This is a genomic window from Acinetobacter sp. AS23, from assembly GCF_023612055.1.
Lineage (GTDB): Bacteria > Pseudomonadota > Gammaproteobacteria > Pseudomonadales > Moraxellaceae > Acinetobacter > Acinetobacter oleivorans.
Genome location: NZ_CP082274.1, coordinates 3,898,208 through 3,911,400, shown reverse-complemented (window position 1 = coordinate 3,911,400; position 13,193 = coordinate 3,898,208). Strand labels below are relative to the sequence as shown.

General features: G+C 42.9%; 11 protein-coding genes. 10 read left to right on the top strand and 1 reads right to left on the bottom strand.

Features of this window, described 5'->3' with window-relative positions; genetic code table 11:
* The first annotated feature begins 13 nt into the window (after nt 1-13).
* From alr to K6I41_RS18540, 4 genes are all read left to right on the top strand, one after another.
* Nucleotides 14-1,117 carry an alanine racemase gene (gene alr, locus K6I41_RS18555; protein WP_250374930.1) on the top strand — a complete coding sequence of 368 codons (1,104 nt, stop codon included), beginning with the start codon at nt 14-16 and terminating at the stop codon, nt 1,115-1,117.
* A 10-nt stretch (nt 1,118-1,127) separates the two neighbouring features.
* Nucleotides 1,128-1,487: a RidA family protein gene (locus K6I41_RS18550; RefSeq protein ID WP_000071347.1), complete on the top strand. Its 360-nt coding sequence runs from the start codon at nt 1,128-1,130 to the stop codon at nt 1,485-1,487.
* A 161-nt stretch (nt 1,488-1,648) separates the two neighbouring features.
* Nucleotides 1,649-3,088 (top strand): amino acid permease, encoded by a 1,440-nt coding sequence (locus tag K6I41_RS18545; RefSeq protein WP_250374929.1) that lies wholly within the window; start codon nt 1,649-1,651, stop codon nt 3,086-3,088.
* Nucleotides 3,089-3,466: 378 nt separating this feature from the next.
* Nucleotides 3,467-4,894: an amino acid permease gene (locus K6I41_RS18540; RefSeq protein WP_081399393.1), complete on the top strand. Its 1,428-nt coding sequence runs from the start codon at nt 3,467-3,469 to the stop codon at nt 4,892-4,894.
* Between the two features lie 57 nt (nt 4,895-4,951).
* Here K6I41_RS18540 and K6I41_RS18535 read toward each other — a convergent pair whose 3' ends face one another.
* On the bottom strand, nt 4,952-5,833 hold the full coding sequence (locus K6I41_RS18535; RefSeq protein WP_199991036.1) for a LysR family transcriptional regulator: 882 nt from the start codon (nt 5,831-5,833) through the stop codon (nt 4,952-4,954).
* Between the two features lie 166 nt (nt 5,834-5,999).
* Here K6I41_RS18535 and K6I41_RS18530 point away from each other — a divergent pair, with 166 nt between their 5' ends.
* From K6I41_RS18530 to K6I41_RS18505, 6 genes are all read left to right on the top strand, one after another.
* Entirely contained in the window at nt 6,000-7,517 is a 1,518-nt protein-coding gene (locus tag K6I41_RS18530) for a CoA-acylating methylmalonate-semialdehyde dehydrogenase (protein WP_151767853.1), read from the top strand.
* An 11-nt stretch (nt 7,518-7,528) separates the two neighbouring features.
* Complete coding sequence (gene mmsB, locus K6I41_RS18525; protein ID WP_250374928.1) at nt 7,529-8,419, top strand: 3-hydroxyisobutyrate dehydrogenase; 891 nt, start codon at nt 7,529-7,531, stop codon at nt 8,417-8,419.
* Nucleotides 8,420-8,496: 77 nt separating this feature from the next.
* Nucleotides 8,497-10,146: an AMP-binding protein gene (locus K6I41_RS18520; RefSeq protein WP_250374927.1), complete on the top strand. Its 1,650-nt coding sequence runs from the start codon at nt 8,497-8,499 to the stop codon at nt 10,144-10,146.
* An 11-nt stretch (nt 10,147-10,157) separates the two neighbouring features.
* Nucleotides 10,158-11,285, top strand: coding sequence for an acyl-CoA dehydrogenase family protein (locus tag K6I41_RS18515; protein ID WP_224970371.1), 1,128 nt, complete (start codon nt 10,158-10,160; stop codon nt 11,283-11,285).
* Between the two features lie 21 nt (nt 11,286-11,306).
* The gene (locus K6I41_RS18510; RefSeq protein ID WP_004795361.1) at nt 11,307-12,080 is read left to right on the top strand and encodes an enoyl-CoA hydratase; all 774 of its coding nucleotides are present in this window, start codon (nt 11,307-11,309) and stop codon (nt 12,078-12,080) included.
* Between the two features lie 12 nt (nt 12,081-12,092).
* Complete coding sequence (locus K6I41_RS18505; protein WP_049838226.1) at nt 12,093-13,118, top strand: enoyl-CoA hydratase/isomerase family protein; 1,026 nt, start codon at nt 12,093-12,095, stop codon at nt 13,116-13,118.
* The last annotated feature ends 75 nt before the right edge of the window (nt 13,119-13,193 follow it).

Genomic DNA, 13,193 nt, shown 5'->3' with positions numbered 1-13,193 from the left:
TAGGAAAGTAATCATGCCTCGTCCTATTACCGCAGTGATCCACCGTCAAGCCTTACAAAATAACTTGGCGGTGGTACGCAAGGCTATGCCAAATAGTAAGGTCTTTGCCGTTGTAAAAGCCAATGCTTATGGACATGGAATTGAACGTGTTTATGAAGCATTTAAAGCAGCAGATGGCTTTGCCTTACTTGATCTTGATGAAGCAAAACGAATTCGTGCTTTAGGTTGGACAGGTCCAATTTTGTTGCTTGAAGGGGTTTTTTCTCCTCAAGATTTATTTGATTGTGTGCAGTATCAGCTTAGTTTCACCATTCATAGTGAAGCGCAAATTGAGTGGGTAGAAAAGCATCCTTATTCGGCCCAATTTGATGTTTGTCTAAAAATGAACAGTGGTATGAACCGTCTTGGTTTTAAACCACAGCACTATGTTCAGGCATGGAAACGTTTAAATAACTTGGCAAATGTTTCCAAGATTACGCACATGATGCATTTTTCAGATGCAGATGGCGATCGTTTCGGCCAGCAAGGCATTGATTATCAAATCACTGCATTTGAAGAAATTATTAAAGATTTACCGGGTGAAAGGTCCGTAAGTAATAGCGCGGCAATTCTGCGTTATCAAGACCAGCTCAAATCAGATTATGCACGTAGCGGCATCATGCTCTATGGCAGCTCGCCAGACTACCCGACGCATAGTATTGCGGACTGGGGCTTACAACCGACCATGAGCCTACGCAGTGAAATTATTTCCGTTCAGCATTTAGAACCGAATGAAAGCGTAGGTTATGGCTCAAACTTTGTCGCAGAGCAGCCCATAACGATTGGGATTGTCGCTTGTGGCTATGCCGATGGTTATCAGCGTATTTCACCAACAGGTACTCCGGTTTTAGTGGAATCGGTCCTTACTCGTACAATTGGCCGCGTCAGCATGGATATGTTAGCAGTCGATTTAACAGGCATTGAGAGTGCCAAAGTCGGCAGTGAAGTCGTGCTTTGGGGCCAATCAAGTACAGGCGTCGTTTTACCTATTGATGATGTCGCAGTTTCATCCGGTACGGTGGGCTATGAACTGATGTGTGCTGTCACCGCCCGTGTTCAATTTATTAATCAGGTATAAGGAAATCCGAATGTCTAATTCAGATATACAAAAGATTAACACTAACGAAGTCATGAGCGCCGTGACTGTTTTTAACAAAGTGGTTTATCTGTCAGGTCAGGTACCTAAAAATACCGAGCAAGACGTGGCAGGCCAAACTCGTGAAATTCTTGCAACGATTGATGAACTTTTGGCATTAGCCAATACCGACAAATCTCGCTTGCTCTCTGCACAGCTCTATTTGAAAAATCTTTCTGACTTTTCAACCGTAAATGCAATTTGGGTTGACTGGTTAAAAGGGTGTGTTGCTCCATCGCGTGCCACAATTCAGGCTGATTTGGTCAATCCAGATTGGTTAATTGAAATTGCCGTGACGGCAGCACAAAAGTAATTCGTTTTTACTCCAAAAATGATGATGTATCTAACAGAAGGAAGATAGATACGGTTTAACCAGTCATTTTTGGTGAACAGATTCAGTGACCTATGGCATACGGTTCGATTTTCGCCATAGGTTGCTGATCTTAACAAAGGAATTCAAAAAGGAATTTTAATATGACAACGGCTCGTCATTCAGATATGGAAAATTCTCCTGATCATCTGCAACGAAAACTGTCTAACCGTCATTTACAACTGATTGCTATTGGCGGTGCAATTGGAACCGGCCTATTTATGGGCTCGGGTAAAACAATCTCCCTCGCAGGTCCTTCAATCCTTTTGATCTATATGATTATTGGAGGCATGTTCTTTTTCTTAATGCGTGCAATGGGTGAGTTACTCCTTGCAAATCTGCATTACAAATCTTTTGTTGATATGGCTCATGACCTGATTGGTCCTTGGGCGGGTTACTATTTGGGTTGGACTTATTGGTTAGGCTGGGTGCTGGTCGGTATTGCGGATCTTTCAGCAGTCATTAACTATTTGAGCTTCTGGCTGCCCGATGGAGCAAGCTTCTCTCCAACACAACAAGCCATGATTAGTGCAGGCTGTGTATTGTTTGTGATGGGCCTTAACCTACTGACTGTACGCCTATTTGGTGAAATTGAATTTTGGTTTGCACTCATTAAGATTTTGGCCATTATTGGCCTGATCGGAGTGGGTGGCTATATGATTTTCAGCCATTTCCAAGCTCCACAAGGCGCTGTTGCAAGCATTAGTAATGTTTGGTCACATGGCGGTTTATTCCCGAAAGGTACAGAAGGCTTCTTGGCAGGATTCCAGATTGCCGTATTTGCCTTTGTCGGGGTTGAACTGGTTGGTACAACGGCTGCTGAAACCAAAGATCCAGAGAAGAATTTACCGAAAGCAATTAATGCGATTCCTGTACGTATTATTTTGTTCTATGTACTAGCACTCTTTATTGTGATGTCAGTAACGCCTTGGGACCATATTCGTGCAGACAAAAGTCCGTTTGTTGAGTTGTTCTTAAATGCGGGTATTCCTGTTTCAGCCATCATCATGAACTTGGTGGTGCTATCTTCGGTGATGTCTTCAATGAACAGCGGTGTGTTTTCAACCAGTCGTATGCTGTTCGGCTTATCAAAAGACGGTCAGGCTCCGGGTGCATTTGGTCGTTTATCAAAACGTGCAGTACCTTCAAATGGTTTGATTTTCTCATGTATTTTCATTATGGGCGGAGCTGTACTTCAGTACTTTGTTCCAAACACAATGGAAGCATTTACTTTGGCAAGTTCACTCTGTGTGATTCTATTCATTAGTGTGTGGAGTCTCATCATGGTGTGCTATTTACGCTATCGTAAATTACGTCCAGAGTTACATGAAAAATCAACTTTTAAAATGCCGGGCGGTGTTTGGATGAGCTATATCGTTTTGGCATTTATGCTTTTCACTTTGGTGATCTTGGCATTAGAACCAGATACTTTAAAAGCACTATATGTCAGTCCAGTATGGTTAGTTATCTTAGGTGTTACCTATCATGTGCTCTATAAACCACGCATGAAAAAACTAGGACGCGAACTCGTCAACGATCATTAAGTTTTATTAAAAGCCAATCAAACATGATTGGCTTTTTTTATTTTCTTTCGATTTTTTATCGGAATAATGTTGTTTATTTTTAACTCAATAGAGCAGTTTATAGGGGGGCGTAAAAGCGACATCTAGCATTATCACATGCTACACTCCGGCTAATCTGGAGAATCCAGATATGTTAATTAAAATTGCCGTGAAGGCAGTACATAAATAATGTGACTTAAAAAAAACAGGACAAACGATTTATCAATTAAGGAAAAAATATACTTGAACATCTTGTCCTGAGGTATAGACTCAGCAACCCACGATATACGGTTCGTTTTTCTCCCTATAGGTTGCTGATTTTAAGTTAAGCAAAATATAAAAAGGACTTCTAATATGACAATGGTTCATCATCCCGATGAGGCAGGCTCCCCTGATCATTTACAACGGAAATTAAATAATCGCCATCTACAAATGATTGCAATTGGCGGTGCAATTGGAACCGGTCTATTTATGGGCTCGGGCAAAACCATCTCCCTCGCTGGTCCTTCAATTCTCGTGATTTACATGTTAATTGGAGGCATGTTTTTTTTCTTAATGCGTGCATTAGGTGAATTACTACTCGCTAATTTGCATTACAAGTCATTTGTCGATATGGCATATGATTTGATTGGCCCATGGGCTGGTTATTATATAGGTTGGACCTATTGGTTAGGCTGGGTACTGGTCGGTATTGCCGACCTTTCAGCGGTCATTAACTATTTAAGTTTCTGGCTGCCCGAAGGCGCCAGTTTCTCACCAACACAACAAGCCATGATTAGTGCAGGCTGTGTACTATTCATTTTAGGGCTTAACCTTCTTACGGTGAAGTTGTTTGGTGAAGTTGAATTCTGGTTCGCACTCATTAAGATTTTGGCCATTATTGGCCTAATCGGAGTCGGTGGTTACATGATCCTCACTCATTTTCAAGCTCCGCATGGTGAGGTTGTGAGTGTAAGTAATGTGTGGTCGCATGGCGGCATATTTCCAAAAGGCGTAAGCGGATTTTTGGCAGGATTCCAGATTGCCGTGTTTGCCTTTATTGGCGTCGAATTGATTGGTACAACTGCCGCTGAAACGAAAGATCCAGAGAAAAATCTACCGAAGGCAATTAACGCGATTCCTGTACGTATTATTCTATTCTATGTGTTGGCGCTCTTTGTGGTGATGTCAGTAACACCTTGGGATCACATTCGTGCAGATAAAAGTCCGTTTGTTGAGTTGTTCTTAAATGCGGGTATTCCTGTTTCAGCCATCATCATGAACTTGGTCGTACTGTCTTCAGTGATGTCTTCAATGAACAGTGGTGTGTTTTCAACCAGTCGTATGCTGTTCGGTTTATCGAAAGATGGTCAGGCGCCAAGTGCATTGGGACGTTTATCAAAACGTGCCGTACCTTCAAATGGTTTAATCTTCTCGTGTATTTTCATTATGGGTGGGGCAGTGCTTCAGTACTTTGTTCCAAACACCATGGAAGCATTTACTTTGGCAAGTTCACTCTGTGTGATTCTCTTTATTAGTGTATGGCTTCTGATCATGGCATGCTATTTACGTTACCGTAAGTTGAGTCCAGAGTTACATGCTAAATCGACCTTTAAAATGCCGGGCGGGGTGTTGATGGCGTATGTGGTCATCGCATTCTTCTTGTTCACTTTAGTGATTTTGGCACTAGAGCCAGATACTTTGAAAGCACTCTATGTTAGTCCATTATGGCTAGTTGTTTTAGGCGTTAGCTATCATGTGTTTTATAAACCACGCATGAAAAAACTAGGCCAAGAAAGTTTTGATTAATTATTACTAATTTCAAAAAAGCCAATCATCCGTGATTGGCTTTTTTATTTACACTCTCTAATCAACCAACAAATGCTGATACTTATCGGCTTGTTTACGCAAATAGTCCCAAACTAACTTAATGCGTGGTTCATGTTGTAAATCAACAAAAGTCAGCATCCAGAAGGTATGAGTAAAGCGAACTTGCTGCTCTAAAACAACGTCTAGTTCTGGTTTATCATCTGCTAAAAACTTGGGCAAAATCGCAAGCCCTGCACCAGCACTCACCGCAATTTGTTGGGCTAAAATACTGCTGCTACGGAAGTTCGCGTTAAGCTTTAAGGGCAACCGTTCTAAACAGTACAGTTCAGGGCTATAGACCAGATCATCAATATAGTTCACAAAGCGGTGTTGGGTTAAATCTTCTAAACCACGAATGGGTGGGTTCTGTGCCAGATAGTTTTGGCTGCCATAAATTTTTAAGCAGTAGTCTGATAACCGCGTAATAATGTAGGGCCCAGACGTTGGACGATCAATCGACACCACAATGTCTGCCTCACGGTGTGAGAGTTTAATCATTTTCGGCACTGGAATCAGGTCGATGGTGAGCAATGGATATTGAATAGAGAACTCAGCCAGTAAACGGGCTAAAAACGCAGTGCCAAAACCTTCAGGTGTGCCAATTCGCACACGACCTTGCAAAGGTTGATGTGGTTTCTCAATTTGTAAGAAAGCTTGTTCCATTTGCTCAACTCGAGGAACAAGTGCCATACCTTCGAGTGTCAACTCATAACCAGTCGCTTCACGCTTAAACAGCGTTGTACCCAAAGTAAGTTCTAGTGCCTGAATCCGTCTAGCCACTGTACTGTGCTCGACACCAATAATCCGCGCAGCGTTGGTCAATGTTTTAGTCCGAGCTAAAACCAGAAAAAAATGTAGATGATCCCAATCCACTTTCATTTTTGTTGTCATCCTTGTGCATATTTGCACAACAATCGTGCATGAATTTCCGTTGGTGGTCAAAGTTTTCTTTGCTAGTCTCAATTGAAACTGGAATAAAGAAAATACGATCCAAAAGTATTTTCTAATAATTGAACACAATAAAAATATGGCCTACGGAGAGGTTATGAACACAATCCAAAAAATCGAATTGGAAACCGCTAAATTACTCATTAACGGAAATTTTATCGAATCTGAAACACAGGAATGGCAAGACATTGTTAACCCTGCAACTCAGGAAGTGATTGGTCGTGTACCATTTGCAACGGTTAAAGAAGTTGACGCTGCTATTCAAGCTGCACAAGATGCTTTTGCTTCTTGGCGTCAGACCCCAATTCAGGCACGTATGCGCATCATGCTTAAGTTACAAGACTTGATCCGTGCCAACATGAAAGAAATTGCACAAGTACTAACGGCTGAACAAGGCAAAACCTTGGCCGATGCTGAAGGTGATATTCAACGTGGTTTAGAAGTGGTTGAACATGCTTGTTCGATCGGCACTTTGCAAATGGGTGAATATGTTGAAGGTGTTGCGCGTGGTGTAGATACTTACACATTGCAGCAACCTTTGGGTGTCTGTGCGGGTATTACGCCGTTTAACTTCCCTGCCATGATTCCACTTTGGATGTTCCCAATGGCAATCGTATGCGGCAATACATTTGTCTTAAAACCATCAGAACAAGATCCGTTATCAACCATGATGCTGGTCGAGCTTGCGATTCAAGCAGGTATTCCAGCAGGTGTGCTCAACGTTGTGCATGGCGGTAAAGAAGTGGTTGACCGTTTGTGTACGCACAAAGATATTAAAGCGATTTCATTTGTAGGCTCAACTGCTGTCGGTACGCATGTTTATAACCTTGCAGGGCAACATGGCAAACGTGTGCAGTCGATGATGGGTGCAAAAAACCATGTGGCTGTTATGCCAGATGCCAATAAAGAGCAAACCTTAAATGCCTTGGTCGGTGCAGCATTTGGTGCAGCGGGGCAACGCTGTATGGCATTGTCGGTTGCAGTCATGGTGGGTGAAAGTAAACAGTGGATTCAAGAGTTAGTTGAAAAAGCGAAAACCTTAAAAGTAAACGCAGGCCATGAGCCAAATACTGACATTGGCCCAGTCATTTCAAAACGTGCTAAAGCGCGTGTGCTTGATTTAATTAATAGCGGTGTTGAGCAAGGGGCAGAGTTGCTACTCGATGGCCGTGATGTTCAAGTTCAAGGCTATGAGTCGGGCAACTTTGTAGGTGCAACGATTTTTAGCGGCGTAAATACCGACATGCGTATTTATAAAGAAGAAGTCTTTGGCCCTGTACTTTCCATTATTTGTGTAGACACCCTTGAGGAAGCGATTGCTCTTATCAATGCCAACCCATTTGGTAACGGTGTAGGCCTATTTACACAAAGTGGCGCGATTGCACGTACTTTCCAAAACTTAATAGATGTTGGTCAAGTTGGTATCAATATTCCAATTCCTGTGCCAGTGCCTTTCTTTAGTTTTACGGGTTCAAGAGGTTCAAAACTTGGTGATTTGGGACCATACGGCAAACAAGCTGTGCAGTTCTATACCCAAACTAAAACCATTACTAGTCGCTGGTTTGAAGATAGCCATGAAGTTGGCGGTGTAAATACAACCATTAGTTTACGTTAAGGGGATCACGGATGAATATCGCCTTTATCGGTCTAGGCAATATGGGCGGCAGAATGGCCCATAACCTACTTAAAGCCGGAATCAAAGTTTATGGTTATGACCTCAGTGAAGTTGCTATTCAGCACTTCGCCGAGGCAGGTGGCGTAGTATGCGACAGCCCGCAGGCAGCAGCAAAACAAGCTGATGTGGTCATTAGCATGTTGCCTGCGGCCAAGCATGTTAAAGAAGTTTACTTAGGTGAAAATGGTGTCTTGGAAGTGCTAAAAGCAGGTAGCTTATGCATTGATAGCAGTACCATTGACCCACAAACCATTAAAGACATTGCCGCTGTTGCGCACAGTAAAAATATTAAAATCTGTGATGCGCCAGTTTCAGGTGGAACTATTGGTGCTCAAGCAGGAACCTTAACCTTTATGGTGGGTGCGGATGAGCAAACCTTTAACGAAGTGAAACCTGTACTTAGCCACATGGGCAAAAATATTGTTCATTGTGGTGATGTTGGAGCAGGCCAAATTGCCAAAATCTGCAACAACCTGATTTTAGGTATTTCAATGGCCGCGGTGGCCGAAGGTATGGCACTCGGTGTAAAGCTGGGCATCGACCCACAAGCATTAGCAGGCGTCATTAACACCTCAAGCGGTCGTTGTTGGAGTTCGGATGTGTGTAACCCATGGCCGCATATTAATGAAAATGCGCCAGCATCTCGAGGTTACCAAGACGGCTTTGCGACTCAGCTGATGCTGAAAGATTTAGGACTCGCTGTAGAGGCCGCGGGCCAAGTCAAACAGCCAGTTGTATTAGGTGGCATGGTACAGCAGCTCTATCAGCAAATGTGCATGCGCGGGAATGCCAATCTCGATTTTTCGAGCATTATTCAGCAATACCTGCCACAAGAGGCATAACGGTAAAGCCAAAGGATGGCTTTAAACACATTAAACCCTGTCGTGAATAACAACAAATCCGGACTGAGGGAAAAGATATGATGGATTATCAAAATGCTGCACAGGCTTTCGATTTGGAAAGTACTGCAAAACAGATGTTATCAGGTTCACTTGATACCTTAAATGCTTGTTATGAATGCTGTGATCGACATGCCGATGGCGACAAAATCGCGCTGTATTGGCAAGGAAAAGATGGACGAAAAGAGCAATATACCTTCCGTGAATTAAAAGAATGGTCGAGTCAGTTTGCTAACTTTTTAAAATCACAAGGTGTGAAAGCAGGCGACCGTATTTCAGGTCTATTACCAAGAACACCTGAACTGATTGTGACTATTTTTGCAGCTTGGCGCATAGGTGCAGTCTATCAACCACTCTTTACTGCATTTGGCCCAAAAGCGATTGAGCACCGTATTCAGCTTGCACAAAGTAAGCTGGTGGTGACCGATGTAGGTAACCGTAGCAAGCTTGATGAAATTGAAAATTGCCCTGCAATTGTGACGGTGGCCGACGCACAAGGTACTCCGCTTAAAGCAGGGGATTTTAACTTTTGGAATGAAGTGAAGCAGCAGTCCGATCAATGTGATTTAGTTATGCGTAGCATCCAAGATCCTTTCTTGCTCATGTTTACTTCAGGTACTACAGGTCCTGCTAAACCATTGGAAGTGCCACTAAAAGCATTGATTGCCTTTGGTCGATATATGCAAGATGCCATTGGTTTAACCGAAGAAGATTCATTCTGGAATATTGCCGATCCGGGTTGGGCGTATGGTCTGTACTACGCGATTACTGGACCGTTATTCTTGGGTCACGCTACTTTGTTCTATGAAGGTGGTTTCAGTACGGATAGCCTATGTCAAATTGTGAAAGATTATAAAATTAACAACTTGGCAGGTGCTCCGACTGCTTACCGCATGATGATGGCAGCTGATCCAGCACAAATGGCGCCGTTAAGAGGGCAGTTCCGTGTGGTGAGCAGTGCAGGTGAGCCGCTTAACCCAGAAGTCATTCGTTGGTTTAAACAAGTGCTTGATGCTCCGATTTATGATCACTATGGGCAAACCGAAGTGGGCATGGTGGTGTGTAATCACCATGGTTTAAAACATGAAATTCATGCTGGTTCAGCAGGTTTTCCAAGTCCAGGCTACCGTGTTGCTATTGTCAATGAACAAGGTGAAGAACTTCCGCCAGACACACCGGGAATTTTAGCAGTCGACATTAGCCAGTCTCCAATGATGTGGTTTGGTGGTTATAAAGAAAGCCGTAAATCGCCATTTGTTGGTCATTACTATTTAACGGGCGACACTGCCGAGTTGCATGCCGATGGCAGCATGAGCTTTGTTGGCCGTAGTGATGATGTGATCACCACATCGGGCTATCGGATTGGGCCTTTTGATGTAGAAAGTGCTTTGCTTGAACATGATGCAGTAGTTGAGGCCGCAGTGATTGGTGTGCCTGACCCAGACCGTACCGAAGTGGTTAAGGCATTTGTAATTTTAGCTACGGATGCTCAACCTTCAGATGCACTTGCTGAACAACTCAGCCAATTTGTTAAAAGACGACTTTCTGCACATGCGTACCCACGTTTAGTTGAATTTGTGAGTGAATTACCTAAAACTCCAAGTGGTAAAATTCAGCGCTTTTTATTGCGTAATCAAGAAATTGCTAAACAACAAGCTAAAGCAGGATAAAGGAAATAACAATGCAATTTACCGAAGAACAATTACTCATTCGTGATATGGCGAAAAGTTTCGCCCAAGAACAAATTAAGCCTCATGCTAGCGATTGGGATCGAGACGGGACATTCCCGAAAGAAACCTTGGCTCAAATGGGGCAACTCGGTTTTATGGGGATGCTTGTTTCAGAGCAATGGGGCGGTTCAGACACGGGTAACTTAGCCTATGTACTAGCCCTCGAAGAAGTTGCGGCAGCAGATGGCGCAACCTCAACCATCATGAGCGTACATAACTCGGTTGGCTGTGTGCCTATTTTAAAATTTGGTACTGATGAGCAAAAAGAGCGTTTTTTAAAACCTCTGGCGCAAGGTGAAATGATCGGTGCTTTTGCTTTAACCGAACCACATACTGGCTCAGATGCGGCAGCTCTTAAAACCCGAGCGGTGAAAGATGGCGACGATTATATTTTAAATGGTGCCAAGCAGTTTATTACCTCAGGTGATAATGCTGGTGTCATTATTGTGTTTGCAGTGACTGATCCGAGCGCGGGTAAAAAGGGCATTAGTGCATTTTTAGTCCCACGCGAGACACCGGGCTATGAAGTAATTCGTGTTGAAGAAAAACTAGGTCTGCATGCTTCAGATACCTGTCAGATCGCGCTGACCGATGTGCGCATTCATAAAAGTCTCATGCTTGGCAAAGAAGGTGAGGGTTTGAAAATCGCTCTTGCCAATTTAGAAGGTGGACGTATTGGTATTGCTGCACAAGCAGTTGGTCTAGCACGTGCGGCGCTCGAAGAAGCGACCCGTTATGCCAAAGAGCGTATTACTTTTGGAAAACCAATTTTTGAGCATCAAACCATCGCTTTTCGCCTTGCCAGCATGGCAACTGAAATTGAAGCAGCGAGACAACTGGTTCACTACGCTGCGCGTTTAAAAGAAGCAGGTCAACCGTGTCTCAACGAAGCTTCAATGGCCAAGTTATTTGCTTCAGAAATGACTGAGCGTGTGTGCTCGAGTGCGCTACAAGTCTTTGGTGGCTATGGCTATCTCAGAGATTTCCCAATTGAACGCATTTATCGTGATGCGCGTATTTGTCAAATTTACGAAGGCACAAGCGATATCCAACGTTTAGTGATTGCACGTAGTCTATAAAATCAGAACAAGGAATAAATAATGCAGTGGCAAAGTATTTTATTAGAAAAGCGTAATGGGGTTGGACTGATTACATTAAATCGCCCTCAAGCGCTCAATGCTTTAAACAGCGAATTAATTAGTGAAATTAATCAGGCATTAGATCAGCTCGAAAAAGACCGCGAAATTGGTTGCATCGTATTGGCTGGTTCTGAAAAAGCTTTTGCTGCAGGTGCAGACATTAAAGAAATGGCTGATTTAGCATTTCCAGATATTTATTTTGATGACTTTTTTCATCTTGCAGACCGTATTGCACAGCGCCGTAAACCTCTAATTGCAGCGGTGAGTGGCTATGCATTAGGTGGTGGCTGTGAATTGGCACTTATGTGTGACTTTATTTATTGTGCTGACAACGCCAAGTTTGGCTTACCTGAAGTCACCTTAGGGGTAATTCCGGGTATTGGTGGCACACAACGCTTAACCCATGCCATTGGTAAAGCCAAAGCAATGGAAATGTGTTTTACCGCTCGTCAAATGGGCGCTATAGAAGCAGAACAAAGTGGTTTAGTCGCACGTGTGTTTAGTAAAGAAGAATTACTTGAACAAACCTTGCAAGCAGCTGAAAAAATTGCGGCACGCTCTTTAACTGCAAACATGATGCTTAAAGAAACCATTAACCGAGCTTTTGAAGTAAACCTTACTGAAGGTTTGCGTTTTGAAAGACGTATGTTCCATTCAATATTTGCAACATTTGACCAAAAAGAAGGAATGCAGGCATTTGTTGAAAAACGAAAGCCAAATTTTAAAAATCAATAAGAGATCAATAAAATGAATACAGAAAATCACTTAATGATTGAGCGACAAGGTAAGCTTGGCGTGATTACGTTAGACCGTGTGACTCATCTCAATGCATTGTCGCTAGATATGATCAAAAGTATTGGTGCCCAATTGGAACTGTGGCGAAATGATGCTGCTATTCAGGCCGTTTTAATCAAATCAAATAGCCCAAAGGCCTTCTGTGCAGGCGGTGATATTCGCTATCTCTATGACAGTTATAAAAATGGCACGGCCGACTACAAAGGCTACTTTAGTGCCGAATATAAAATGTTGAATGTACTGCGTGAATATGCAAAGCCAGTCATTGTTATGCTTGATGGCTATGTATTAGGTGGTGGTTTTGGCTTGGCTCAGGCTTGTCACATTGTGGTGAGCAGCGAAAAATCTAGATTTGCCATGCCTGAAACAGCGATTGGTTTCTTCCCAGACGTTGGTGCAACACACTTCCTGTCTCGCCTTGATGATATCGGTGTTTATATGGCCATTACGGGTGAGCAGATCAGCAGTAGCGATGCGCTTTACCTCGATTTAATTGACTATCATGTGCCAAGCGAGCAGTTACAAGCTTTGCAAGATGCTCTTGTTGAAGCGCCAAGTTTAAGCAAAGAGGGAATTGAACGCATCATTACCCGATTTATTACTCGCCCTGCCGAAAGCGAATTAAAACAATTGGCTGAAGGTATTCGTAAACACTTTGGATATCAGCATTTAGATGAAATTGAACAAAGTCTTGAAAATGAACAAGATGAAAGCTTAAAAACTTGGGCAAGTAAGATGCTCAGCATTTTGCAGCAGCGCTCATTTATAGCCAAACAAACCAGTTTAAAACTGCAACATTTAGGTCGAGGTCTCTCCTTACCTCAGTGCATGCAGCTTGAACGTGATTTACAGGATATCTGGTTTGAGCATGGCGACTTTATTGAAGGTGTTCGTGCACTCATTGTCGATAAAGATAAACAACCACAGTGGCAAGAACGTAATTCGAAATTTGAGCCAATTTTAGAAAAATTGAGCTAAACCGCATTACAAAAACATAAAAAGCTTAAGGAGATAAAGCGAGACCTGAAAATGCTTATGGTCAGGGCTGGTCAT

Bases quoted from the DNA above. Each gene is read 5' to 3' on its own strand.
- alr (WP_250374930.1), top strand. From the start codon at position 14: ATGCCTCGTCCTATTACCGCAGTGATCCACCGTCAAGCCTTACAAAAT.
- K6I41_RS18550 (WP_000071347.1), top strand. From the start codon at position 1,128: ATGTCTAATTCAGATATACAAAAGATTAACACTAACGAAGTCATGAGC.
- K6I41_RS18545 (WP_250374929.1), top strand. From the start codon at position 1,649: ATGACAACGGCTCGTCATTCAGATATGGAAAATTCTCCTGATCATCTG.
- K6I41_RS18540 (WP_081399393.1), top strand. From the start codon at position 3,467: ATGGTTCATCATCCCGATGAGGCAGGCTCCCCTGATCATTTACAACGG.
- K6I41_RS18535 (WP_199991036.1), bottom strand. From the start codon at position 5,833: ATGAAAGTGGATTGGGATCATCTACATTTTTTTCTGGTTTTAGCTCGG.
- K6I41_RS18530 (WP_151767853.1), top strand. From the start codon at position 6,000: ATGAACACAATCCAAAAAATCGAATTGGAAACCGCTAAATTACTCATT.
- mmsB (WP_250374928.1), top strand. From the start codon at position 7,529: ATGAATATCGCCTTTATCGGTCTAGGCAATATGGGCGGCAGAATGGCC.
- K6I41_RS18520 (WP_250374927.1), top strand. From the start codon at position 8,497: ATGATGGATTATCAAAATGCTGCACAGGCTTTCGATTTGGAAAGTACT.
- K6I41_RS18515 (WP_224970371.1), top strand. From the start codon at position 10,158: ATGCAATTTACCGAAGAACAATTACTCATTCGTGATATGGCGAAAAGT.
- K6I41_RS18510 (WP_004795361.1), top strand. From the start codon at position 11,307: ATGCAGTGGCAAAGTATTTTATTAGAAAAGCGTAATGGGGTTGGACTG.
- K6I41_RS18505 (WP_049838226.1), top strand. From the start codon at position 12,093: ATGAATACAGAAAATCACTTAATGATTGAGCGACAAGGTAAGCTTGGC.